22 protein-coding genes are annotated in these 25,080 nt (G+C 61.9%); 6 read left to right on the top strand and 16 right to left on the bottom strand.

Going from position 1 to position 25,080, the window contains the following annotated elements:
- Positions 1-31: 31 nt before the first annotated feature.
- From NKJ37_RS23760 to NKJ37_RS23745, 4 genes are read right to left on the bottom strand one after another with little or no spacing between them, the layout of a single operon-like run.
- A complete protein-coding gene (locus NKJ37_RS23760; protein ID WP_023812061.1) occupies positions 32-595 on the bottom strand; it encodes a GNAT family N-acetyltransferase in 564 nt (187 codons plus the stop codon).
- A gap of 5 nt (positions 596-600) precedes the next feature.
- Positions 601-1,452, bottom strand: a complete 852-nt coding sequence (gene sseA / locus NKJ37_RS23755; protein ID WP_023812062.1) for a 3-mercaptopyruvate sulfurtransferase — start codon at positions 1,450-1,452, stop codon at positions 601-603.
- A gap of 40 nt (positions 1,453-1,492) precedes the next feature.
- Positions 1,493-2,236, bottom strand: coding sequence for an alanyl-tRNA editing protein (locus NKJ37_RS23750; protein WP_023812063.1), 744 nt, complete (start codon positions 2,234-2,236; stop codon positions 1,493-1,495).
- Positions 2,236-3,270, bottom strand: a complete 1,035-nt coding sequence (locus tag NKJ37_RS23745) for a cysteine synthase A (RefSeq protein WP_023812064.1) — start codon at positions 3,268-3,270, stop codon at positions 2,236-2,238. The genes NKJ37_RS23750 and NKJ37_RS23745 overlap by 1 nt, the downstream gene beginning before the upstream one ends.
- 226 nt (positions 3,271-3,496) lie before the next feature.
- On the opposite strand from NKJ37_RS23745, the gene NKJ37_RS23740 reads away from it, so the two are divergent.
- Together NKJ37_RS23740 and NKJ37_RS23735 are read left to right on the top strand one after the other, a co-directional pair.
- Complete coding sequence (locus NKJ37_RS23740) at positions 3,497-4,318, top strand: SDR family oxidoreductase (RefSeq protein ID WP_023812065.1); 822 nt, start codon at positions 3,497-3,499, stop codon at positions 4,316-4,318.
- Between the two features lie 78 nt (positions 4,319-4,396).
- Complete coding sequence (locus NKJ37_RS23735; protein WP_352761548.1) at positions 4,397-5,371, top strand: alpha/beta hydrolase; 975 nt, start codon at positions 4,397-4,399, stop codon at positions 5,369-5,371.
- A 101-nt stretch (positions 5,372-5,472) separates the two neighbouring features.
- Here NKJ37_RS23735 and NKJ37_RS23730 read toward each other — a convergent pair whose 3' ends face one another.
- A complete protein-coding gene (locus NKJ37_RS23730; RefSeq protein WP_352441547.1) occupies positions 5,473-6,894 on the bottom strand; it encodes a DEAD/DEAH box helicase in 1,422 nt (473 codons plus the stop codon).
- 408 nt (positions 6,895-7,302) lie between these two features.
- Between NKJ37_RS23730 and NKJ37_RS23725 the strand changes: the two genes are divergently transcribed.
- Positions 7,303-8,835 carry an acyl-CoA carboxylase subunit beta gene (locus NKJ37_RS23725; protein WP_352775222.1) on the top strand — a complete coding sequence of 511 codons (1,533 nt, stop codon included), beginning with the start codon at positions 7,303-7,305 and terminating at the stop codon, positions 8,833-8,835.
- A 12-nt stretch (positions 8,836-8,847) separates the two neighbouring features.
- On the opposite strand, the gene NKJ37_RS23720 is transcribed toward NKJ37_RS23725, so the two are convergent.
- Positions 8,848-10,851, bottom strand: a complete 2,004-nt coding sequence (locus tag NKJ37_RS23720) for a hypothetical protein (protein ID WP_352775219.1) — start codon at positions 10,849-10,851, stop codon at positions 8,848-8,850.
- Positions 10,848-12,392: an NAD(P)H-hydrate dehydratase gene (locus NKJ37_RS23715; protein WP_352761543.1), complete on the bottom strand. Its 1,545-nt coding sequence runs from the start codon at positions 12,390-12,392 to the stop codon at positions 10,848-10,850. Before NKJ37_RS23715 ends, NKJ37_RS23720 begins: the two co-directional genes overlap by 4 nt.
- A gap of 358 nt (positions 12,393-12,750) precedes the next feature.
- Between NKJ37_RS23715 and NKJ37_RS23710 the strand changes: the two genes are divergently transcribed.
- Together NKJ37_RS23710 and glnA are read left to right on the top strand one after the other, a co-directional pair.
- Positions 12,751-13,089: a P-II family nitrogen regulator gene (locus NKJ37_RS23710; protein ID WP_006205430.1), complete on the top strand. Its 339-nt coding sequence runs from the start codon at positions 12,751-12,753 to the stop codon at positions 13,087-13,089.
- Positions 13,090-13,154: 65 nt separating this feature from the next.
- Entirely contained in the window at positions 13,155-14,564 is a 1,410-nt protein-coding gene (gene glnA, locus NKJ37_RS23705) for a type I glutamate--ammonia ligase (RefSeq protein WP_128306005.1), read from the top strand.
- Positions 14,565-15,301: 737 nt separating this feature from the next.
- Here glnA and NKJ37_RS23700 read toward each other — a convergent pair.
- Positions 15,302-16,342, bottom strand: coding sequence for a glutamine synthetase beta-grasp domain-containing protein (locus NKJ37_RS23700; protein WP_023812071.1), 1,041 nt, complete (start codon positions 16,340-16,342; stop codon positions 15,302-15,304).
- 315 nt (positions 16,343-16,657) lie between these two features.
- Here NKJ37_RS23700 and NKJ37_RS23695 point away from each other — a divergent pair, with 315 nt between their 5' ends.
- Positions 16,658-16,855, top strand: a complete 198-nt coding sequence (locus tag NKJ37_RS23695) for a DUF2735 domain-containing protein (protein WP_352611724.1) — start codon at positions 16,658-16,660, stop codon at positions 16,853-16,855.
- A gap of 99 nt (positions 16,856-16,954) precedes the next feature.
- Here the strand turns inward: NKJ37_RS23695 and NKJ37_RS23690 are convergent, their stop codons facing one another.
- The 8 genes from NKJ37_RS23690 to NKJ37_RS23655 form a co-directional block, all read right to left on the bottom strand.
- Positions 16,955-18,841, bottom strand: a complete 1,887-nt coding sequence (locus NKJ37_RS23690) for an MFS transporter (RefSeq protein WP_023812073.1) — start codon at positions 18,839-18,841, stop codon at positions 16,955-16,957.
- 191 nt (positions 18,842-19,032) lie between these two features.
- Positions 19,033-19,824: an ATP12 family chaperone protein gene (locus NKJ37_RS23685; RefSeq protein WP_352551992.1), complete on the bottom strand. Its 792-nt coding sequence runs from the start codon at positions 19,822-19,824 to the stop codon at positions 19,033-19,035.
- 11 nt (positions 19,825-19,835) lie between these two features.
- Complete coding sequence (locus NKJ37_RS23680) at positions 19,836-20,708, bottom strand: DMT family transporter (RefSeq protein WP_352775243.1); 873 nt, start codon at positions 20,706-20,708, stop codon at positions 19,836-19,838.
- Positions 20,709-20,770: 62 nt separating this feature from the next.
- Entirely contained in the window at positions 20,771-21,751 is a 981-nt protein-coding gene (locus NKJ37_RS23675) for an RluA family pseudouridine synthase (protein ID WP_023812076.1), read from the bottom strand.
- A gap of 62 nt (positions 21,752-21,813) precedes the next feature.
- Positions 21,814-22,188 carry a fluoride efflux transporter CrcB gene (crcB, locus tag NKJ37_RS23670; protein ID WP_023812077.1) on the bottom strand — a complete coding sequence of 125 codons (375 nt, stop codon included), beginning with the start codon at positions 22,186-22,188 and terminating at the stop codon, positions 21,814-21,816.
- Positions 22,189-22,264: 76 nt separating this feature from the next.
- Positions 22,265-23,221: a hypothetical protein gene (locus NKJ37_RS23665; RefSeq protein ID WP_352775215.1), complete on the bottom strand. Its 957-nt coding sequence runs from the start codon at positions 23,219-23,221 to the stop codon at positions 22,265-22,267.
- The gene (locus NKJ37_RS23660) at positions 23,188-23,919 is read right to left on the bottom strand and encodes a hypothetical protein (protein WP_352775212.1); all 732 of its coding nucleotides are present in this window, start codon (positions 23,917-23,919) and stop codon (positions 23,188-23,190) included. Before NKJ37_RS23660 ends, NKJ37_RS23665 begins: the two co-directional genes overlap by 34 nt.
- Positions 23,920-24,079: 160 nt before the next feature.
- Complete coding sequence (locus NKJ37_RS23655) at positions 24,080-24,910, bottom strand: aspartyl/asparaginyl beta-hydroxylase domain-containing protein (protein ID WP_023812078.1); 831 nt, start codon at positions 24,908-24,910, stop codon at positions 24,080-24,082.
- Positions 24,911-25,080 lie beyond the last annotated feature (170 nt).

Below are 25,080 nucleotides of genomic sequence, written 5' to 3'. Positions count from 1 at the left end.
GGTTCAGATTCGAGCTGGTATTAGCTTCCGGCTAGGGCCGCATGACGCTGGCCGCGCGCTCGGTGAAAGGCAGCGGATGGACGATTTCCCTCTTTTGCGCCACCGGTGCGAAGCCGAGCTTCTGGTAGAGCGGCAGAGCCGCCGGATGATCGAGCGTGCAGGTCTGCACCGTCACCCGCTTCGGCCCATGCGACCATGCGGCGGCGATCGCGGAGCCCAGGAACCAGCGGCCGATGCCTTGCCCGGTCGCATGTTCCATCATGCCGAAATAGGCGAGCTCGACTTCTTCCGGCAGATGCGGCTTGAGGTCAAAGAAGCCGGCGGGGGCGCCATCGAGGTAGAGCACCCTGATGTCGCGGTCCTCGCGATGGATGCCGGCCGAAAGCTCGTCGTCATCCAGTCTCAGCACATTGACCCAGTGCCATTTGCGCCCCACCCGGTCCATCAGATAGCGGTAGAAATGCAGCGGAATGTCCTTGGTCTTCAGCAGCGCGACCTGACGGTTATACGGCACAGGCGGCGAATAGGCCGGCGGCACATGCATCTCGAGGAACGTCACCGTGACGTCAATGTCTTCCAGCGTGCCGTTTTCCATCGTCTTCATTCCTTGCCGGTCACCACAGGCGTGTCGGAAAGCCCGCCCCACTCCGTCCAGGAGCCGTCGTAAAGCCTGTTGTTCGTATGGCCAAGCGTTTCCAGCGCCAGCGTCACCACCGCCGCGGTAATACCGGAGCCGCATGAAGTGACGACAGGTTTCGACAGATCGATGCCGGCCTCCTCGATCACCTTGCGCAGGCGGTCCTTCGACAACAGCTCGCCATTTTCCGACAGCGCCGAATAGGGCAGATTGCGCGCGCCAGGCATATGGCCGGAGCGGATACCCGCGCGCGGCTCAGGTTCAGTGCCGGTGAACCGGCCCGGCCCCCGGGCGTCGGCGATCTGGCTTGCCCTGGTGTCGACGATCCGGCGCATGTCGGCGAGGCTGGCGACGCGCCCGGGGTCGAAATCGGCATGAAACACGCTTGGCGCGATCTTGGTCGGCTCAGCCGTCACCGGCCTGCCGGCGGCTTTCCAGCCATCGAAGCCGCCATCCAGAATATAGGTCTGGAAGACGCCCATCACCCGGAACATCCACCACGCCCGGGGCGCCGAGAAGAAACCCGGACCATCATAGACGACGATGGTGTCATCGGCCGAAACACCCATGGCGCCGACATACTGGGCAAAATGCTGCGGCGACGGCAAGGTATGCGGCAGGGGCGAATCCGGGTCCGAAACGGCATCCTGATCGAGAAATCGTGCGCCCGGGATGTGGGCCGACTCATACTCGCCGCGCGCATCGCGCTTCTGCGCCGGGAGATACCAGGATGCGTCGATGATCGTCAGGCCCGGCTCGCCGAGACGTTGCTGCAGCCAGTCTGCGTCGACGGTGAAGGGGCTGTCCTCGGCCATTTTGTTCTCCTGCTCGCTTTTTTGGCGATCACTGTCCTGTTCAGTTTGCCGACATCGGCCCAAAGCGGATGCGGAAGCGCCGGTTCTCGCGGCCCTTCTTCTCGATCTTGCCGATGTGGATTTCGCCGACTTCGCCGGTGCTCTTTACATGGGTGCCGCCGCAGGGCTGGCTGTCCACCGAGGCGTTGTCGCCGATACAGACCAGGCGGATCTTGCCGGTGCCGACCGGCGGCCGAACGTTCTTGGATTTCACTAGGCCGGGATTGGCAGCCAGATCCTCGTCACTGATCAGCCTGACAAAGATCGGATGATCGGCCCGCACCAGGTCCATCAGCCCGGCAGTGACGTCCTCCTTGGTGAAGCCGGCATCCGGAGCGTCGAAATCGACACGGCTGTCGTCCTCGGAAACCGAGGCACCGGTGATCGGGAACGGGCAGACGACGGTGAGCAGGTGGCAAGCCGCGTGCATGCGCATCAAGAGATGCCGCCGCTCCCAGTCGATGGCCAGCCTCACCGCCTCGCCGGGCTGCGGAACCGCCTGCTCCGGCGCCGGCACATGGATGATCTCGTCCTTGGTCTCACCGGTGAGGGTGGCGGCAATGGCGATGCGGCTACCATCGCCGCGTTCGAGATATCCGGTGTCACCCGGCTGGCCACCCGAAGTGGCGTAGAAGATCGTCCGGTCGAGGATGATACCGCCGCGATCGTTCACAGCAACGACTGTCGCGTCCGCCGTCCGCAGATAGGCATCGTCGCGAAACAGGGCGTCCGTCCTGTTTGCCATCACGCGACCTTTTCGAACGGCACCGGAATTGTGCTCTTCAGCTCCATCCAGCCTGGCACCGGCAGCTGCTTCTCGCGCAGGAATTCCGGGTTGAACAGTTTTGATTGATAGCGCGTGCCGTAATCGCAAAGGATGGTCACGATGGTGTGGCCGGGGCCTAATTCCCTGGCCAGACGGATCGCGCCGGCAATGTTGATGCCGGTCGAGCCGCCGACGCAAAGGCCTTCTTCCTGGATCAGGTCGAAGACGATCGGCAGCGCATCCTCATCGGGGATCTGGAATGAAAAATCCGGCGTGAACCCTTCGAGATTGGCGGTGATTCGCCCCTGCCCGATGCCTTCGGTGATCGAGCTGCCTTCGGACTTCAGCTCGCCGCTGGTGTAGAAAGAATAGAGCGCGGCCCCCAGCGGATCGGCGAGCGCGATCTTCACATCCCGGCTTTTGGCTTTCAGTCCGGAGGCGACGCCGGCCAGCGTGCCGCCCGAACCGACCGCCGAGACAAAGCCGTCGACCTTGCCGCCGGTCTGGTTCCAGATTTCCTCCGCCGTGGTGCGGATATGGCCGTCACGGTTGGCGACATTGTCGAACTGGTTGGCCCAGATGGCGCCGTTCGGTTCTGTCTTTGCCAGTTGCTCGGCCAACCGCCCCGACAGTTTCACGTAATTGTTGGGATTCCTGTAGGGCACGGCCGGCACTTCGATCAGTTCGGCGCCGAGCAGTTTGATCGTGTCCTTCTTCTCCTGGCTCTGTGTGTCCGGGATGACGATGACGGTGCGATAGCCGAGCGCCTTGGCGACCAACGTCAGCCCGATGCCGGTATTGCCCGCCGTTCCCTCGACGATCACACCGCCGGGCTTCAGCAGCCCGCGCTTCTCGGCGTCGCGGATGATGAACAGGCCCGCGCGATCCTTGACCGACTGGCCCGGATTCATGAACTCGGCCTTGCCCAGGATCTCGCAACCGGTTTGTTCCGAAGCTTTGTTGAGGCGGATCAGAGGCGTGTTGCCGATCGCGTCGATCACAGAACGGGGCATTCAGGATTCCTTGTGTAGGTGCGCCGAAACCCTAGAAACCCGAAGCTGCGGTTTCAAGGCAAGAATTTGTCTGGTCCAGTCGCATTTGCAGTGCTGTTGTTGCGTCGGCGCTTCCCGAGGCTGGCCTCTTGCGCCACTGTTCATTTCCGGCTGACGTTGAAAAGCGGCTTTTCATTCGATTTCTTCACCGCTAGAGCAAAGCACCAACAAGTCGACAGGGCGCAGCATGACACTCTACCGGGCTAACCCGAAGCACGGCGTCGCCTGGATCACGGGCGGCTCAAGCGGCATCGGCCGTGCGCTGGCCAGGGATCTTGCTTCCCAGGGCTATGCCGTCGCGGTGACGGCGCTTGACGACGATCCGATCGACACGCTTGTCGTCGAGACCGCGCAGATGCCGGGCAGTGTCACGGCCTTTCCTTGCGATGTCACCGACGAGCCGCGCATGGCAAGAACCGTCGCCGCGATCGAGAAGGAACTCGGTCCCATCGTGCTCGCCATCTTCAATGCAGGGAACTACATTTCGACGCCGGGGGAGAATCTTGTCGTCAACGACTTTCGGCGGTCCTTCGAGGTCAATTATTTCGGCATCATCAACGGCCTCGTGCCCGCGGTCGAACGCATGCGTGTGCGGGCGCGCGGCCATGTCGTGCTGGTCGGCTCGGTGACATCCTATTTCGGCTGGCCGACAACGGCCGCCTATGGCGGCACCAAGGCGGCCATCAACATTCTGGCCGAGTCGCTGAAGTATGATTTCGACAAGATGAACGTGCGTATCCAGGTGTTCAATCCCGGCTTCATCGACACCCCGCTGACCGAGAAGAACATGCTGCCCATGCCGGGACTGATGCCGGTCAGCCGCGCATCGCGCCGCATGGCGCGGGGCATCAAGTCGGGCGGCTTCGAAGTCCATTTCCCGCGCCGGACCAGCTGGCCCCTGAAACTGCTCGGCCTGCTGCCGAGGCCGCTGTGCAGAGGGTTTATCAGCCTGATGACCAGTTGGAAGGCGCGGCCGCTGCATTACGACCGCAAGCCCCCGATCGAATAGGACGCCGGCGAAATTGGCAGGCTCACCGTTTCGGGCCGCCGTCGCCATGGTTGAGGCAAGTGCTGCGTGGAGTCTGCGATGGGGCGACGGATCGTGCTTGCTGTGCTGGGCCTTATCGCCATTCTCGCACTGGCCTTCGTGCTCGGCCCGCGCGTTCGCGTCGACACCACTATCCGTTTCGATCCCTCGCTCATCGCTGACGATCCGCAGGCCTATGTGGCAAAGGCGGAAGCCGCCATCCCCGGAATCCGTGACGGGCTGGAAAAAGAGATCGTCTGGGCCGATCCGTTGGTGCATGCCACGACCCCGCTGTCGATCGTCTACATCCACGGCTTTTCCGCATCGAAGGGCGAAATCCGCCCGCTGCCCGACGAAGTGGCGGAACAGCTTGACGCCAATCTCTTCTACACACGCCTTACCGGTCACGGGCAGGATGGCGCGGCGATGACGCAAGGCAGCATCAACGCCTGGATCAACGACTATGAGGAAGCACTCGCCATTGGCCGGGCGATCGGCGACAAGGTGATCGTCATCTCGACTTCGACCGGCGGCTCGCTGGCGGTCTGGGCGGCAACGCAGTCCGGTGCATCGGACGGGGTGGCGGCGATCGCGTTCATCTCGCCGAATTTCGGCGTCAAGGCTTCGGGCGCCGAGATCCTGACCATGCCGTGGGGCAAACAGATCGCCAGGCTGGTCGCCGGCAAGGAACACAGCTTCGTGCCGCGCAACGCGCTGCATGAAAAATTCTGGACCACCCGCTATCCGATCGAAGCAACCTTGCCGATGCAGGCGCTGACCGAGCTTGCCTATGGCGCGCCGGTGGAGAAGGCGACCATCCCTGCTTTGTTCATCTTTTCTGATTCGGACAAAGTGGTGTGGGCCGACCGCACCCGCGAGATTGCCGGGCGCTGGGGTGCGCCGCATGAACTGGTTTCGGTCGACGACACCGGCGACCCGGACAATCACGTCATTGCCGGCGACGCGCTGTCGCCATCGACCACGGCGTTTCTGGCGCAAAGGATCGCCGTCTGGATCGAAGCGGTGGTGAAGTAGGCGGACGAAAAAGGCGACCGAAGCATCGCTTCAGCCGCCCTTTCCTTGGTCTGTCCCGGCAATCAGCCAGCCTGAGCTTGACTGACTACAACGCTGGCTACTTACGCAGCCCGCGCCGCCGGGCGCTTGCCGCCGAAGCGGCGCTTGTTGTTGCCCTTGAAGGCCGGCTTGGCGCCATCCGGCTTGCGCTCGCCGGCGAAGGCCGGCTTGTCGCCGAAGCGCTTCTTGCCAAAGCCGTTGCCCTTGTTCTCGCCACCGGGCCGCCTGCCGTCGCGACGCCCATTGCGGTCGTTGCGGTCATTGGCCGGCTCGAAGCGCTCGTTCTTTTCAGCCGGATTGCGCAGCGGATCGGGGCTGCCGAGATGGTCGGCAACGATCGGCAGCTTGGTACGGATGATGCGCTCGACTTGGCGCAGCTTGCTGTTTTCCGAAGGATCGCAAAGCGTGATCGCGATGCCGTCCATGCCGTTGCGGCCGGTACGGCCGATGCGGTGGACGTAGCTCTCGGCTTCATCAGGCAGGTCGAAATTCACGACATGGCTGATGCCGGGCACGTCGATGCCGCGCGCCGCGATGTCGGTCGCCACCAGAATGCGCACCGAACCGTCGCGGAAATCGTTCAGCGCTTTCTGGCGGGCGTTCTGCGACTTGTTGCCGTGGATGACGGCGGCCTTGAAGCCGTCGCGCTCAAGGTCCTTGGTCACCCTGTCGGCACCATGCTTGGTGCGCGAAAAGATGATGACAGACTTCATCGCCTCGTCGGCGAGCATCGTCGACAACACCTGGCGCTTCTGCTTGGTGCGGGCAAAGACGACGCCCTGCACGATCTCGGCCGCCGCCGTGCTTTGCGGCGCGACTTCGACACGAATCGGGTTCTTCAGCAGGCCCTTGGCCAGTTCGGCGATTTCATTGGGCATGGTCGCCGAGAACAGCACCGTCTGACGGTCGGGCGCGGTCGCCTTGGCGATGCGCTTGACGTCGTTGATGAAGCCCATGTCGAGCATGCGGTCGCCTTCGTCCAGCACCAGCCATTTGGTGTCGGCAAGCACGAGGTCGCCCTCACGCACCAGGTCGGTCAACCGGCCGGGCGTGGCGATTAGGATGTCGACGCCGGGAGCAACCTTCTTCACCTGGCTGAAGCGGGACACGCCGCCGAGCACGAGCGCGGTCGAGACATGCGCGCCCTTGGCGAGGATCTTGATCGTGTCTTCGATCTGCACGGCGAGTTCGCGCGTCGGCGCCAGAATCAGCGCACGTGCCGTCTTCGGCCGGCGCTTGGTGCCAAGCGCAATGATCTTCGACAGAATCGGCAGCGCGAAGGCCGCAGTCTTGCCGGAGCCGGTCTGGGCGATGCCGAAAATGTCACGGCCTTCCATCTGCGGCGGGATCGCCTGTGCCTGGATCGGCTTCGGCTCGGCGAAGCCGGCGTTGTGGGTGGCCTTGAGCAGCGCGCCCGTAATACCCAGTGCCGCGAAACCCGTGAGTTCCGCAGCGCTACCGGGCAAAGTGTTTTCGTTGGTCAAAATAATCTTCTTTCACGCGGCTTCTGGCCGCAAACACCGATGGCGGCAGGGCGCAACCTGCCGTCGAAAAATCTGTGATGAACGACAAGGCGGGCGGACGGGTTCGTCCACTCGGCTGCGCTGTCGTGCCCGCAGGCATCATGCCACGGGGCTTTTTCGCCGCTTTGTGATTTACCGGAAAAAGGGCCGATATACCGGAAAGAGGGAAAACAGACGCAACCAGTCTCATTCGTCGAGAAGGCCGGATTCGTTCCCGGCCCAAGCGCCTATGGGCTGCATATGGCTGAGTTCGCCCTCAATTGCAAGGGGCTTCATGTTGCAGCGCAGCAAAGCCCGTGGCGCAAGCGCCGCTTGCGCTCGCTTGCCGGCACGATTACGACGAAATGCCGCTGGCTTGGGAGGTAATCGATGAAAGACGTTCTCAAGGAACTCGAGCGCCGCCGCGAGATCGCCCGCATGGGCGGTGGCCCGGTCCGCATCGATGCCCAGCACAAGAAGGGCAAGCTCACCGCGCGCGAACGCATCGAGGTGTTTCTCGACGAGGGCTCGTTCGAGGAATTCGACATGTATGTCGAGCACCGCTCGACCGACTTCGGCATGGAGAACACCAAGATCGCCGGCGACGGCGTCGTCACCGGCTGGGGCACCGTCAACGGCCGCCCGGTCTACCTCTTCGCCAAGGACTTTACCGTATTCGGCGGCTCGCTGTCGGAAGCGCATGCCGAGAAGGTCATCAAGGTGCAGGAGATGGCGCTGCGCAACCGGGCGCCGATCATCGGCCTCTACGATGCCGGCGGGGCGCGCATCCAGGAAGGCGTCGCAGCACTCGGCGGCTATGCCGAGATCTTTCAGCGCAACGTGCTGGCCTCCGGCGTCATTCCGCAGATTTCCGTCATCATGGGACCGTGCGCCGGCGGCGACGTCTATTCGCCTGCGATGACCGACTTCATCTTCATGGTGCGCGACACTTCCTACATGTTCGTCACCGGGCCGGATGTGGTGAAGACGGTGACCAACGAAACGGTGACCGCCGAGAGCCTCGGCGGCGCCTCCGTCCACACGACGAAATCGTCGATCGCCGACGGCGCCTATGACAATGACGTCGAGGCGCTGCTGCAGATGCGCCGGCTGGTCGACCTGTTGCCGGCTTCCAACACATCGGAGCTTCCCGAGATCGAATGCTACCAGTCGGTCACCGACCATGATTTGTCGCTCGACCGGCTGATTCCCGACAACGCCAACAAGCCCTACGACATCAAGGAACTGATCATGAAAGTTGTCGACGAAGGCGACTTCTTCGAGATCCAGCAGAACTTCGCCAAGAACATCGTCACCGGGTTCGGGCGCGTCGAGGGCCGCACCGTCGGCTTCGTCGCCAACCAGCCAATGGTATTGGCCGGCGTGCTCGATTCCGACGCCAGCCGCAAGGCGGCCCGTTTCGTGCGCTTCTGCGATTGTTTTTCGATCCCGATCGTCACCTTCGTCGATGTCCCCGGCTTCCTGCCGGGTACGGCGCAGGAATATGGCGGGCTGATCAAGCATGGCGCGAAACTCCTGTTCGCCTATGCCGAGGCCACCGTGCCGAAGATCACCGTCATCACCCGCAAAGCCTATGGCGGCGCCTATGACGTGATGGCGTCAAAGCATCTGCGCGGCGACATGAACTACGCCTGGCCGACCGCGCAGATCGCGGTGATGGGCGCCAGGGGAGCGGTCGAGATCATCTACCGCAAGGACATCGGCGACGCGGAAAAAATCGCGGCCCACACAAAGGCTTACGAGGATCGCTTCCTGTCGCCCTTCGTCGCCGCCGAACGCGGTTATGTCGACGAGGTGATCATGCCGCACTCGACGCGCCGCCGCATCGCGCGCGCGCTCCGCATGCTGCGCAACAAGGATATGCAGAACCCCTGGAAGAAGCACGACAATATTCCGCTGTGAGGCGTTGGCAACTCACTCCTCTTCCGCCGCACCAAACCCCGCTCCCATCGTGGCGCGGACAGGGCTGCCCCATGGCGTTGCGTGGTTGTCGATGCGCATCTGGAAGATGAAGTAGGTCGGCGAGCAGAAACCGATGCCCTTCACTTTTGAAATGTCCGGCGTATCGGACGGCAGCGACTGGCACATATAGTCCTCGCGGCAGAAATGATCGGCCGAACACGCCGGGCGGTTGCCGCGATTGACAGCGCCGCCAAGACATTGGTCGAAATTGTTGGTGGCCACGCAGATGTCGAATTTCTTGCCGCCGACCAGCCCGCAGATTTCGTTCGGCATCGGCTTGCCGGCTTTGAAGGCCGCGAAAGCACGGTCCTTGTCGTCGCAGCCGCGATAGGCGATGCCTCCAGGCACGCCGATCTTCGGCGGACGGCAGGTGTAGGCGGTACGGGAAATGTCCGGGGCGAAGGCCGCGAACTGGCCCGATCTGCTGTACCGGTCGTTGAAAGGCTGCGCCGCGTTGCTGGCGATCGAGCCGGTCAGGCAGGGATGGCCGGAAAACATTTTTTCGCTGTCCTTGGGCAGCAGGCATTGCGCCAGTTTCGTGTGCACGCCCGAAGCGGTGGCCAGCGGCGTGCAGATGGTACCACTGCTGCACTGCCAGGTCGCGCCGAAGCGGGCCGCATCTTCCTGCATCAGGCACGGCATGGCCATCTCCGCCGGCGCGTAATCGACCGCGCCGGCGTTCGTCCAGACCGCCGGCGGCGCAAAGGAGAGCGGACGGAAGCGGTTCGGCTGCTTGCCTTCGGCCGTGGCGGCGAGCCACGCCTGGCGCCGCGGGATCTCGGCATGAAGATGCGGCGAAACCCCGACCTCGATGCGGTTCAACGGCGATGTCGTCTTGTCGTCTAGCCCGATGAAATGGAAACCGGCGGTCGAACCGGCCTGATGGCAACCCTGGCAGGCGCCATTGTCCAGCCGCTCGACCAGCGCTTCCGGCGTGCGCACCAGTTTCAGCGCGGAATAATCGAGCGGTGCGAATTCCTTGGGCTGGAATAATTGCGTAAACGGGTGATTGGCCTGCCGCGCACTGCCGAAGGTCGACCATGAAATGATCTTTCTGGCCAGGAACTCGTCGGGAATTTCATAAACGCCTTCATCGACCGCCGGCAGATTGGCGCCGACATAGGCGGCAAGCCGTGCTTTCAGCGCCGCGTCCTGCAAGAGCCGTGCGGTGTCGGGCGTGTTCTCCAGCGGCTTCTCGCTGATAGCAGCGCCATCGATGCCGAATACCCGCATGAGATAGGCCGCCTGCCCGCCGAACTCGGTTTCCTGTCCGGAGGGAAAGCGCACCACCTGCGCGTTGAGCTCCAGCTGCTTGAAGGTCAGCCCGGCCTTCTCCAGCGGCCCGCCGGTCAGCCAACCGGCATCGACGCTCTCGTCAAGCTGTGGCGTCCAGCGTCCGGCAGTGCCGACGCAGCCGCCGTCGGCATCGGGCACCGCGCTGTAGACGGCATTGAAATTGAACGGCAGGCGCGATGCCAGCAGCTTGCCGTTCTTGCGAAAACTGTAGGCCAGGCGGTAGATGAAGCGCACCTCGCCGCAGTTCCTGTCGCCTTGCAGCAGCGTGAAATCGCGACGGTCGAGCCGGTTGACGACGCCGACCAGCCGGAAGCGCGCGGCATCGGTCTTCAGCCAGCGCATGTCCATGATGCGGCCGACATTGCCGTCTGTCACCTCGTAGAGCGGCCGCCCGCCGGCCTTTATCTCGGCCCGCAGCGCCGCAACATCGGAGGCAACGATGTCGACGATGGCGTGATAGGCGGGTGCCTCGTCGTAAAGCGTCTTTAGACCGTCCTCGCCGTCGACCCCCAAAACATCGGCGAAACCGAAACCCTTGGCATCGAGTGCGGCGAGCACCGCCGGATCGTCGACGATGATCACAGGGCCCTCGGCGCGCGCCGTCGACGCCACGAAGACGGCAAAGACTGTGGCAAGCAGCAGAGCCAGGGCGCGGTTCATGGAACGGCCATGCGCGCGTCGAAGAGTTCACGCAACACCGGCAGCAGCGCCAGCGGCAGATCCTCGGCGATCAAGCCGGGTCCGAACCGGCTGCCGGCTTCGGCATGCAGCCACACCGCCGCGCAGGTGCCCTCGAAGGGCGGCATGCCTTGTGCGAGCAAACCGGCAATGATGCCCGACAGCACGTCGCCTGACCCGGCTGTGGCCAGCCACGGTGCACCGTTGGAGTTGATCGCCGCTTTGCCATCGGGCGCTGCTATGACCGTGTCGGCGCCCTTGTAGACGATGACGGCATTGGCCCGCGCTGCGGCCGCCCGCGCCTTGTCCAATTTCGACATGGTTTTGTCCCCGGCGATATCTGGGAACAAGCGGCCGAATTCACCCTCATGCGGCGTGATCACCAACGCTGGCGCGTTCAGGTGACGGGCGGCTTCGAACAGCGACTGCGGCTGATGGGCCATAGATGTAATGGCGTCAGCATCAAGCACGATCGCTCCTCCGTGGTTTGCGGTTTGCGATGCGCGTGCACCCTCCGCCAAGGTCTTGATCAGTTGCAGGGCGAAATCGCCGACCTTGGGCTTTGGCCCGAGCCCCGGTCCAAACACCAGCGCCTCGGGATGGCGCGCCGTCAGAAATTCCTGCACCTCCTCAAGTGACCCCGCCTCTCGCAGCATGATCGAGGTCAGGTGTGTCGCGTTCACCTGCATGGCATTGCCAGGCGACAGCACGGTGACCGCCCCTGCCCCGCATCTAGCGGCGGCCATCGCCGACAGCCGCGCCGCGCCGGTAGCACTGGGACCGCCGGAAAAGACGCCGACATGGCCGCGCTTGTATTTGTGCGCATCGACCGCCGGCAGGGGAAATTCCCGCAACCACAGGTCCGGCACATTCTCGAAGGTCGAGACAGCGAGCTGGGCGATGATGCCGTCATCGATGCCGATATCGGCGAGCACGATTTCACCGCATTGCCCGCGCCCCGGCAGCAGCAAGTGGCCGGGCTTTTTCCGCGCGAAGGTGACGGTGACCTCGGCACGAAACGCCCTGCCCAATATTTCGCCGCTGGCACCTGAGACGCCCGACGGCAGGTCGATCGCGACCACAGGCAGGCGCAGGGCTGTCACGGTATCGACGGCCTTCGCGGCATCGCCGGAAAGCGGCTTGGACAGCCCTGCCCCATAGAGCGCGTCGATCACGATCGAGCCGAACTCGGCGTCGAAATCAGACAGCGGCCGGGACTTGATCAGTGATTCCGCGGCGGCGAGCGCCGCATCGCTTTCCGGCCTCGGCGCTCCGGATGACCAGATCGTTGTGCCGACGCCGCTGCCGGCCAGGAGGCGTGCGACGACATAGCCATCGCCGCCATTGTTGCCGGGCCCGCACAGCACATGGATGTGCTTTGCCGAGGGATAGCGCTTGAGAACCTCGGCCGCGACCGCTGCGCCCGCGCGCCGCATCAGGCTGATTCCATCGGCCGGACCGGCCGCGATCGTCAGCCGATCGGCCGCGGTCATTTCGGCGGGGACAAGAAGTTCGTTGCTCATGGATTGCCGATCCGCATGCTATCAAGCATTGTCCAATTTCGATCCTAAGCAAACAAGGGGGAGTTGCCGAGATCTGCGGCCATAACGTCGGCACGAAGGCATCGCGGGCAGAAAATTGCCTGCGGGATAGGCGATGTGCCTGATTTTTGTGCGGACGCGGGTGTTGGCGCTGTGTAGGCTCTGGCAGCCCATGCCGCTTCCGGTGCAGTGAATGACGCGAATTTGCATCCCGGTGCGGCGCGGCTTTGAAATCTTATGAGACCGCTTAGAATCCGCTGAATTGGCACAGTTCGTGCTTGATGGAGGCGCAAGCGGGGGGTCACAACCCGTTTTTTTGGCAGTGGAGGCCACTTTTTACATGAAAAAGATCGAAGCGATCATCAAGCCATTCAAGCTGGACGAAGTGAAGGAAGCGCTTCAGGAAGCCGGACTGCAAGGCATCACTGTCACCGAGGCAAAAGGCTTCGGTCGTCAGAAGGGCCACACCGAACTCTATCGCGGCGCCGAATATGTCGTCGATTTCCTGCCCAAGGTGAAGATCGAGGTCGTGCTTGGCGACGACGCGGTCGAAGGCGCCATTGAGGCCATCCGCAAGGCGGCCCAGACGGGCCGCATCGGTGACGGCAAGATCTTCGTTTCCAATATCGAGGAAGTTGTGCGAATCCGCACCGGCGAAACGGGCATGGACGCGGTCTGACCTGACCCGGCCATCCTCCTGAAAACGTCATCAACAAAAAACGTCATCAAACAGGGATACATGACATGACGACAGCCAAAGACATCATGAAGCAGATCAAGGACAACGACGTGAAATTCGTCGACCTGCGCTTCACAGACCCGAAGGGCAAGCTGCAACACGTGACGATGGATGTCATCGAGGTCGAGGAAGACATGTTCGCCGATGGCGTGATGTTCGACGGCTCGTCGATTGCCGGCTGGAAGGCCATCAACGAGTCCGACATGGTGCTGATGCCCGATCCGGACACTGTCCACATGGACCCGTTCTTCGCGCAGTCGACCATGGTCATCCTGTGCGACATCCTCGATCCGGTTTCGGGTGAATCCTACAACCGCGATCCGCGCGGTACGGCCAAGAAGGCCGAGGCCTACATGAAGGCCGAAGGCATCGGCGACACCATCTATGTCGGCCCGGAAGCCGAGTTCTTCGTGTTCGACGACGTGAAGTACAAGGCCGATCCCTACAACACCGGATTCAAGCTCGACTCCACGGAACTGCCGTCGAACGACGACACCGACTACGAGACCGGCAATCTCGGCCACCGTCCGCGCGTCAAGGGCGGCTACTTCCCGGTGCCGCCGATCGACAGCGCGCAGGACATGCGCTCGGAAATGCTGACCGTGCTCGCCGAGATGGGCGTGCGCGTCGAAAAGCATCACCATGAGGTGGCGGCGGCCCAGCACGAACTCGGCATCAAGTTCGACGCACTGGTGCGCAACGCCGACAAGATGCTGATCTACAAATATGTCGTCCACCAGGTCGCCAACGCCTATGGCAAGACGGCCACCTTCATGCCGAAGCCGATCTTCGGCGACAACGGCTCGGGCATGCACGTCCACATGTCGATCTGGAAGAACGGCAAGCCGACCTTCGCCGGCAATGAATATGCAGGTCTGTCGGAAAACTGCCTCTTCTTCATTGGCGGCGTCATCAAGCATGCCAAGGCGATCAACGCCTTTACCAACCCGCTGACCAATTCCTACAAGCGCCTGGTGCCGGGTTACGAAGCGCCGGTTCTGCTCGCCTATTCGGCGCGCAACCGCTCGGCGTCCTGCCGCATCCCGTTCGGCTCGTCGCCGAAGGCCAAGCGCGTCGAGGTCCGCTTTCCCGATCCGGGCGCGAATCCCTACCTCGCCTTCTCCGCCCTGCTGATGGCCGGCCTCGACGGCATCAAGAACAAGATCCATCCCGGCCAGCCGATGGACAAGGATCTCTACGACCTGCCGCCGAAGGAGTTGAAAAAGATCCCGACCGTCTGCGGTTCGCTGCGAGAAGCCCTGCAGAGCCTCGACAAGGACCGTGGCTTCCTGAAGGCTGGCGGCGTCTTCGACGACGACCAGATCGACAGCTACATCGAGCTGAAGATGGCCGAAGTGATGCGCTTCGAAATGACCCCGCATCCGGTCGAATACGACATGTACTACTCCGTCTGAGGCTTCAATCTCAGCCTAAGATTCGCCATAACCAAGCCCTTGAAAGACTTCCCTCTTTCAAGGGCTTTTTGCTGCGCTCCAATAGGAATTGCCAGCCGACCGGCATGTCTCGCCTGCGCGGCAGCCGCATGCGCGCCCGTATCCGCCTTTCGTCTTCGGCGATCGCACGATGCCCGGATTCTTGGACCTACGGTCCATCGGAGCGGCCGGCTTGAGCGTCGGTCCGGTGACTTCAATCACTACTCGGCGATGTCCAGTGAAGATCAAGGCGGCCGCTCGGTCGCCAACGTTGGAGCCAGGAGCGAGCGGAGCACTGTCTCAGGCTACAGTGACCGCTCGTCCGGCGCCCACGCCAATGCCGCCGTTCAGAAAACCCCGCCCGTCCGAACAGCATTGCGTGACGTAACCCCAAGGCCTGCGAATACGCATGCCGTAGCGTGATCTGTCAACGTCGCAAGCCGGGCCGCGAATGGCCGATTCTGCTGTATGAACAGATGCTTATGGAAGGCCCTTTGCCCCGGATAAGGGCTGGAAAAGGCGCTTTTCCGGGCTTTATAGCGAGTGATCGCCGGAGGCTCACATGGCTGCGGCAAGAACTCCCGGGCGATTTGCGGCCGCGTGAATTTCCTGACTTTTTCTGGGTATGTTTTCCCAGGAATGCCGTCAGCCGGGTAACGGCCAAAAAAGAACCCCGGCGCGAAACGCCGGGGGTCTTCTTGTCATGCAGTCCGAAACGCTTACGCGGCGGCCGAAACCTGGGCGCTTGCCGGAACCGAGGCGATCGTCTTCAGGATCTGCGAGGCGATCTGGTAGGGGTCGCCCTGCGAGTTCGGACGGCGGTCTTCCAGATAACCCTTGTAGTCGCTTTTGATGAAGGAATGCGGCACGCGGATCGAGGCGCCACGGTCGGCAATGCCATAGCTGAACCGGTTCCACGGCGCGGTCTCGTGCTTGCCGGTCAAACGCTTGTCGTTGTCCGGGCCGTAGACGGCGATGTGATCCATCAGGTTCTTGTCGAAGGCCGCCATCAGCGCTTCGAAATAGGCCTTGCCGCCGACTTCGCGCATATAGGCGGTCGAGAAGTTGGCGTGCATGCCAGAGCCGTTCCAGTCGGTGTCGCCAAGCGGCTTGCAGTGGTATTCGATGTCGATGCCGTACTTCTCGGTCAGGCGCTGCATGAGGTAGCGGGCCATCCACATCTGGTCGGCGGCTTTCTTGGAGCCCTTGCCGAAAATCTGGAATTCCCACTGGCCCTTGGCAACTTCGGCGTTGATGCCTTCGTGGTTGATGCCGGCGGCGAGGCAGAGGTCGAGATGCTCCTCGACGATCTGGCGCGCAATGGAGCCGACATTGGAATAGCCGACGCCGGTGTAGTACGGGCCCTGGGGTGCGGGATAGCCGCTCTCGGGGAAGCCGAGCGGCCGGCCGTCCTTGTAGAAGAAATATTCCTGCTCGAAGCCGAACCAGGCGCCCTCGTCATCGAGGATGGTGGCGCGCTTGTTGGATGCGTGCGGCGTCACGCCATCGGGCATCATGACTTCGCACATGACCAGCACGCCGTTGGTGCGGGCGGGATCCGGATAGACCGCAACCGGCTTCAGCACGCAATCGGAGCTGTGCCCTTCGGCCTGCTGGGTCGAGGAACCATCGAAGCCCCATAGCGGCAGCTGCTCGAGATCAGGGAATTCGGCGAATTCCTTGATCTGCGTCTTGCCGCGAAGGTTGGGGACCGGGGTATATCCATCGAGCCAGATATACTCGAGCTTGTATTTCGTCATTCTAGCCTCTCGTTGCTTGATCACCGAACACTGAACGGCGTCGACATGCGTCTGCCGTCAGCAGCCGGCCTGCCGCACACCTAAAATGCAATTCGTGTGCCATTCTTGGTCCGGAGGGTGCGGCAAAATTGACCCGGTATCACTCGAAGTCGGTGAGCCGCCTAAGCGATGCGCTCGGATCCATCACAATCGTTCTTTGCACAAATAGTGTGCAAATACTGATCTTTTCATAGGCATATTGCCTAACTTGATTGCAGACCTTATCTTCGGACCAAGTTGAATCGAAAAGGTTCGGCGGAAGAAAGGAACCCGGCAATGGAAATCATTTCCACACGACCGTCGGCCAAAATTCTGATGTTCCCGGCGGCAGCGCGTCTCTCTGCCTCAAATTTGAGCGGAAGGGCTAAGTTTGCGGCAGAGCTTGCCTCGCTGCGTGGTGCCCGCGCAGACTTCGGCGACGGCTGGTACCATGAGGCAGCCATCGAGGATGAGGCCCGGGGCCGCAAGATCTGACACAGAGGGGCAGCAGCCCTCGTCAACGGATAGCATGAAAGCAAAAGCCCGGCGCGATCGCTCGCGCCGGGCTTTATCTTTGTATGCTGGAGCTGTCAGCTACTGCTTGTCGTGCAGGTTGGTTCCCAGCGTATCCCTGACGAAGATCATGCCGATGATCAGCGACATCGCCGCGATCACCACCGGATACCAGAGGCCGTAGTAGATATCGCCCTTGGAGGCGCTGAGCGCGAACACGATCGCCGGCAGCAGGCCGCCGAACCAGCCATTGCCGATGTGATAGGGCAGCGACATGCCGGTATAGCGGATGCGGGTCGGGAACATCTCGACCAGGATCGCCGCGATCGGCCCGTAGACCATGGTCACGTAGAGGACCAGGATGAACAGGATGCCGATGACCTTTGCCCAGTTGACCGCCGCCGGGTCGGCAAACATCGCGAACGCACCGGCCGCCGGAACACTGTAGACGGTCACGTCCGTGGCGCCGGCAGCCTCATCGGCCGTCAGCAGCTTGTCCTTGACCGCCTGGGCGAGCGGGACAGTGGCCTTTTCACCGGCGCGAATGGCTGCCGCGTCGAGCTTCAGTTCGGGATTGGCCGCGACAAAGGCGTCGAGCTTTTGGTCAGCAACCTTGGCGGCAGCACGCTTCAGTGGGTAACCGCCGTCCTGAAGCGCCAGGTTGATCGCCTTCTTGAAAGCCGCATCGCTTGGAGCAGCCTTATCAGCGGCCGCCACGGCGTCGTAAGACGTCACGGTCTCGGCGCCGATCTTGACGCTGGCCGCTGTTCCCGCTGCCGCTGTCGTGACGATATCATAGGGCACCGAGCTTTTGGCCAGGAAGTCCGTCGCAATATCGCACGAGGTGAGAGGCTTGCGTGTTCCGGTTGGATTGAACTGGAACTTGCAGTCCCCCGGAGCAGCGGTCACCGTCGCACGCGTGTTCTGCTGGGCGGTGGCGAGCGCCGGGTTGGCGGCCCATGTCAGCGCCTTGAACAGCGGGAAAGTGGTGACGATCGCCAGCGCGAGACCGGCCATGATGATCGGCTTGCGGCCGATCTTGTCGGATAGCCAGCCGAACACGACGAAGAAGACCGCGCCGAGCGCCAGCGCAATCGCGATCATGATGTTGACCGACTGTGGGTCGACCTTGAGCACATTCGCCAGGAAGAACAGCGCGTAGAACTGGCCGTTGTACCAGACCACAGCCTGGCCGGCGGTGAGGCCGAACAACGCGAGCAACGCGATCTTGGCATTCTTCCACTGGCCGAAGGCTTCCGTCAGCGGCGCCTTGGAGCCCTTGCCCTCGTCCTTCATGCGCTGGAAAGTCGGCGATTCGGCAAGCGACAGGCGGATCCAGACCGATATGCCGAGCAGTATGGCCGAGAGCAGGAACGGAATACGCCAGCCCCAAGCCGCGAAATCCTCCTTGCTCAGCGAATTCTGCACGACCAGGATGACGATCAGCGACAGGAACAGGCCGAGCGTCGCCGTCGTCTGAATCCACGACGTATAGAAGCCGCGGCGATCGTCGGGAGCATGCTCGGCGACATAGGTCGCCGCACCACCATACTCACCGCCGAGCGCCAGGCCCTGCAGCATGCGCAGCCCGACCAGGATGATGGGCGCCGCAATGCCCCAGTTCGCCGAGCCGGGAAGCAGGCCGACCAGGAAGGTCGACAGGCCCATGATCAGGATGGTGACAAGAAATGTGTATTTGCGGCCGACGAGATCGCCAATGCGACCGAACACCAGCGCGCCGAACGGGCGCACCAGGAAGCCGGCGGCGAAAACCAGCAGCGTGAAGATGTTGCGAGTCGCCTCTGGATAGGAGGCGAAGAATGCCGCGCCGATCGCTCCGGCCAATGCGCCGTAGAGATAGAAATCATACCATTCGAAAACGGTGCCGAGCGAGGAAGCGAAGATGACTTTCTTCTCCTCCCGCGTCATGCCGCGGCTTGCTCCGCCGGCGGTCGATGCGATTGCCATTGCGTTATCCTCCCGTGAGACCCGTTCTCGATGCTGCGCGACACCGTCCGCGTTCTCCTCCGAGCACGGACTCAACGACAGCCATTCGGAAAAATGACAGAAAGCGCCTGCCAAAGGCAGCGCGTCTTTGGGATTATGACTTTGGTATTAGGTGCACTGCGGGATGAATCCGGGCGAGCTGGGAAAACTCCTTAGCGCTTGAGCGCTTCCAGCAGGCCGACAGCAGCCATCATGTCGCGCTTGCGAGCCGCGCGGCGGGCAACGGCCTCCGCGTCCTGCCCCCAATGCTCGATCTGCCAGTCCTCGTCGACATGGGCAGCGGCCCAGGCAGAATCGGCATCGAGTTCGCCGAAATCGACAGCCAGCGCCAGCAGAGCCGAACCGGTCAGCGAGGTCATCACATGGATGGCGGCGAGCCGCAGCGGCTCTGTTCGCTGAGCAAGATGGCTGCCCAGCACGGCGATGGTCTCGCGCGGCTGCTCGACATGAATGATGCCCTCGGCGAGATTGAAGCGGACCCCGAGTGTTCCCCTCGCCCAGTCGATCACCGGATCCCAATGCTGGTTCTGCCGCTCCACCAGCCCCTGCGGTACGTCGGCGCGGTAGCAGAGCAGATCGGATGAGGCGAAGCGCAGGATATCCTCCAGCACCGCCTGCGGGTCGCTGGCAACACCGTCGATGGCGGTGTTGACGAGACGCATCACCGGCATGGTCACCGGATTGATGGTCTCGCTTTGGGCGGCGAATTCGTCGGCGGCAAGCACTGCTGCTGCCTCGGTAGGCAGCGCCAGCAGCGCCTTGCCCGGGGTGCGCACCGGCTTGCCGTCGAGATGCACGGCAAAGCCATTGTCGACAGGTGCGACAGAGGCGGCCTTGTAGAAGCGCTTCGGCAGATGCGTCTTCATCTGGATCTGGGCGCGACGCACCGGATCGGGATGGGAAAGATATTTGCCCGCTTCGAGGTCGTTGAGGATATCACGCATGAAGGTCTCTCTTACACCGGCGTCAGCTTGCGCGCCGGCCGGTTGACAATGATCAGGCCGGCGGCAATCAGGCCAAGTGCCAGAAAAATGCGCATGGTCAGGGGCTCATTCAAGAACATGGCGCCGCACAGCACGCCGAAAACCGGCGACAGGAAGGTGAAACTGGACAGGCCTGATGCCGGATAGCGCCGCAGCAGCCAGAACCACAGCACATAGGTGAAGGCGACGATGTAGACAGCCTGGAAAAGCAGCGACAAAGTCGGCAGCACGGTCGGATCGCGAACGGGCGGGCCGGCGAGAGGCAGCACCAAGACGCCTACGATCGCTGCCCCGGCGAGCTGGTAAAGCAGAAGCTTTTCGGCGCTCGCCTCGACCAGCTTCGACCGCTTGATGAGGATGTTGGTCAAAGCCCAGAAGAATCCGGAGCCGAGGCTCAGGAGATCGCCGAACAGCATGTCTCCGCCGCCGCCGAGCTTGTCGGAAAACACCGCGGCAAGACCGGCAAAGGCCAGCAGCAGGCCAAGGAATTTTCTCAACGTGATCTGCTCGCCAAGCAGGAAATGGCCGCCGAGCAGCATCCAGAACGGCATCGTGTTGACCAGCAGCGTGTTGCGGGCAACGGTCGTATGCTCCAGGCCGACATAAAGGCAAAGGAACTCGATGCCGAAAAGCGCGCCAACCACGATGCCGGCGAGCAAGGTCCCGTCGCGCGTGAAAAGCGCGATGCCGCGCCACCGGCACCAGGCAAAGACACACAGGCCGCCGATGATCGAGCGCGCGATCGATAGGAAAACCGGATCATAGCCAGCGTAGGAGATCTTGGCGGCGACGTAATTCAGCCCCCAGGAAAAGGTCAGCCCGACCATGATGGCGGCGGCGGCCATGTCGACCGTGTCGCGACGATCAAGCGTATCGGTGGCGAGCCCGTCGGTGGCGCCGCTCACGATCAGTCCTCCGCGCTGGCGTCGTCGAAGCCGATCAGGTTCCAGCTCTGTCGCATGTGCGGCGGCATTGGCGCGGTGACATCGATGACGCCCTTGTCGGGATGCGGAATGATGATGCGGCGCGCATGCAGATGCAGGCGGTTTTGAATGCCGCCGGGAAAGTCCCAGTTGGTGTCGGCCTCGAAATATTTCGGATCGCCCAGGATCGGACAGCCGATGTGGGCGGCATGAACGCGAAGCTGGTGGGTGCGGCCGGTATAAGGCTCCATCTCCAGCCAGGTCATCGTCTGCGCCGCCTGCTCGATGATGCGGTAGTAGGACACAGCGTGGTCGGCGCCCTTTTCACCATGCGCGGCGACCCGCACGCGGTCACCGTCCGGCGTCGGCTCCTTGATCAGCCAGGTCGAGATCTTGTCCTCGCGCTTGGGCGGCACGCCCTTAACCAGCGCCCAATAGGTCTTCTTGGTCTCGCGGGCGCGAAACGCTTCCGAGAGCTTCATGGCGGCCAGCCGGCTACGGGCGACGACCAGAACACCCGAAGTGTCGCGGTCGAGCCTGTGAACCAATCTGGGCTTCTCGCCCTTCTGGTTGCGCCAGGCTTCCAGCATGTCGTCGACATTGCGGGTGACGCCCGAGCCGCCCTGCACCGCAAGGCCCGCCGGCTTGTTGAAGACGAAAACCTTAGGGTCCTCATGGATCAGCATCTTGGCGAGAACATCGGCATCGCCCTGGTTGCGGATCGAGTGGCCGGTCAGCGCACTCTCGCCCTTCTTGTCGACCTCGAGCGGTGGGACGCGAACCATCTGGCCGGGCTCGACACGGGTGTCGGCCTTGACCCGGCCGCCGTCGACACGGATCTGGCCGGAGCGCAGAAGCTTCTGCAAATGGCCGAAACCAAGGCCCGGGAAATGGGTCTTGAACCAGCGGTCGAGCCGCATGCCCGCCTCGCCGGCCTCCACCGTGATCTGTTCAACGCCTGCCATGTTTTTTGTCGCTTATCCGTTTCCCGAGCGAAGCTCGGCCTGTTCTTGGCGCGGCAATAGCACTAAGGCAGGCTTCTTGCGAGCCAAAGTCCCAGAAACAGGGCGATAATGGCGCCAACGACGCTGGCAAGGGCATAAGCCAGTGCAGGCAGCGTGGCTCCCCGCTCCCACAGCGTCGCGAAATCGAGCGAAAAGGCGGAGAAGGTGGTGAAGCCGCCAAGAATGCCGGTAGCAACGAACAGCCTGACCTCGTTCGATCCGCCACGGCGCATCATGGAGGCGATGAACAGCCCCATGGCGAAGGAGCCGATGACGTTGATGGCCATCGTGCCCCAGGGATAGTTTGGGCCGACAAGGCGCAATGCGCCGATGTTGGTGAGGTGACGAATTCCGGCACCGATGCCGCCACCGACGACGACGAGAAGCAGATTGAACATGACCGTTTACTGCCCCCGCACGGCTGCCCGGTCAATCCCTTGTTGCGCGCGCAACCGCACGGATCGGCCGAGTTCGTCACCACTCAGGCGTTGCCCATCTCGGATATTTTTTCCTGAACTCGTTATAGAGGTCATCGATCTCCGCTTTGCCGATTGGGCGCACCTGTTCGTAGAGGTAGCCCTTGACGTCGCCGGACAGCTGGTACGCCGCGATGCGCCTGTATGCTGCGGCGATGCCTTTGCCCTCGACAATGTATTGGTCCGGTATTGAGACACAGAGCTGCGCGCCCGGCTGCAGATGGATAACGGGCGGGTCGGTCACGACAACGTATTTGGACTTCAACGTCGCCGGTCTGAATCGATCGCGACTATCGACCTGACAAGCCCACTCGATGCGAGGGTAAAGGTCCTTGTCCATTTCATACAGCAATGAATCGCTCATCATCCCGCTGGATGCAAACACCGACAACCGGTCCCCGGGTCCCATCTTTCCAAGAAGGTCATCGATAAGGCGCCTGTATTCTGGACGATTGTCGAGGTGCAGCGGGAGCGTGGCTTCGCTGGCAAAGACGTAGCTGATCGGTGACAGCACCTGGCGGCCAGTCGGGAAAAAAGTACCGAAAAACGCCAGCCCGGCGGCAACGGCTATCGCGGCGTTCGACCATAGCGATCTCAGTGCCGGCATCGAAACGATCGCAACGATTGCCTGGGCGTAGGCAGGAAAGAGCCAAAGAAATACTGGCATCGAATGATGGCGATCCGGGTCCTGCATGCGGGTGAAGAGGACGAAGGTGAGTGCCGAAGCAACGGCACAGAACAGGGAAAATCTGTTTCGGCGTATGATGGAGATGTAAAGGCCAAATACGATCAACAGCCAGTTCACATAGCTGAGCCGCGATCCTACCTGGCCAAGCTGTGAACCGAAGTTTGTCTTGTATCCGCTGTAAAGGTCGCCATAGCTGGTTCCCAGTATCTTGAGGATCAGGGGTTGCTGGAAGGTCAGCGCGGCTCCGATACCACGAGGATCGCACACAGGCTCCCGACGGCGGCATTGCGGAGTGCCGGAAAGTCCCGGTCTTTCGCCCGCAGAAAACAGAAGAAGGCTGCGGAAATTCCGACCCCGATGACGGGATAGGCGTACCAGCGGCGCAGCACGAATGCCAACCACAGGCATACGCCGACACGTATTCCGCTGATCACCGGTTCATGGGTCAGGAACCTCGATTTCCAGAGAAAATAGATTGCCGCGCAAAGCGCGAAACAGCCGGCAATGTCAGGCAACCCACGGAGCGTCGCCGCCCAGAAGGGCGTGTAGAGAAAGGCCGCAATCCATACGGTGAGCCAGCTTCGGCATGAAGATGTTCCGGTCGCCGCCTCCAGATAGCTTATTCTGCCGATGAGAAGAGCGGTCGGGACCAGATAAACAGCGACTGTTCCGGCGATGTAGGAAAACCTCGAATCGCCAAAAATGATGTGAAACGGCATCAGCGGCACCAGGATCGCCGCACTGTAGTCATCCGTGGCTATCGAGGTTCTCAGGTGGCTGAGCCATTCGAGAGGGCTCTGAACCAAGAGCGTGCCTTGCTGGCTGAACGTGTCGAAATAGGCAGCGAAGTCCCAGTAATAGACAGGCTGTTCAAGCCCTACATAGGTGAGAGCAAGAGCAACTCCCAGCAGAGCGGTGCACACATAGGTCGTTGCCCAAAATCCGAGAGATCTGTTCTTCGTCACTTGAAGCCGCCAGGAGGGGAGAGGCAGAACTGTCAAAGTCAGCCCGGGGCCGCCGTTCATGCAGCCAGGAGCCGTTCCGGCGCATGAGCGGCCACAAGGATGGGCCAAATCTCACATGCGGAGCACCCAAATGCCGCCGGCAGCGCCGGTTCTCTAAAGCTCAGGTCGTCCCGGCATTTTTCGGCTTGGTCGAGCCGATCATCTTCCAGTTCTTGTAGAACATGGAATTGATGCGCTCGACGCTGACCGAGACGATGGCGAGCATGCCCGCGATGAGACGGGGAACCGGAGACGGCCTGATAATGTCCATGAACACGCAGTAGCGGCGGCCGTCATACTCGTTGACCGAGCGATGCAGCAGCGTGTCGTCGAAGATGAACAGCGGATTGTCGTACCAGTAATTCTTGACGTTGCCGCACTCGACGAAAATCTCCGACTTCACCGGGATCAGATTGTAGAGGATGCGCAGGCTGAGCCGCAGCGGGCCGAAATGCCAGGACGTCGATTCGCGCTTGCTGAAGACGGAAACGGCTATGGTCTTGATATATTTGAAATCCTTGTTGAACTCGGCGACATTATCGATCCTGTGCTTGCCGTACCACTGGTAGACATACATGCCGCGCCGGCCGGCGCCGAAATTGGCGTCGATGTCGGCAATGATCTCATCCTTGCGCGCTTTGAAGATGTCCAGGACCTCGTTGACCTCGCGCTGATAGTCGGCGGGAAACTGCTCCAGCTTCCAGACGCCCGGATTTCTGTAGCACATGAGGTCGACCAGCAGATTGAACGGCGAAAGCAGCCAGGTGAACAGGCCGTTGCCGAGAAAATAGCCTGAGAACAGCGACAGATCCTTGCGGTCGTTGCGCAGCACGTCGATCAGGCCGCAGATGATGAAGATCGTCGTCAGGATGGGAATGAAATAGAAGCCAAGGGCGAGAAGCGGGATGGCAATGGCGAACTTGCGAAGGGATTTGCGAAGGGTTTTTGTCATTTTTCCACGCGCGAAGCGCGATCCTGTTGCGAATGAGGTGCCCAAATCAAGGCAACGGCCACCGCCCGGCCGTGCGCCTTGATAAGGTTTTTTGGGTTACCACACAACGGCCCTGCTATCGTGGCCGGCTGGCTGCCTGGCGGATCTGGTCAACGGCCTCACGCAAACCC

The organism is Mesorhizobium sp. M0140, from assembly GCF_040322475.1.
Taxonomy (GTDB): Bacteria; Pseudomonadota; Alphaproteobacteria; order Rhizobiales; family Rhizobiaceae; genus Mesorhizobium.
This window is presented reverse-complemented; position numbering and strand designations above follow the sequence as displayed.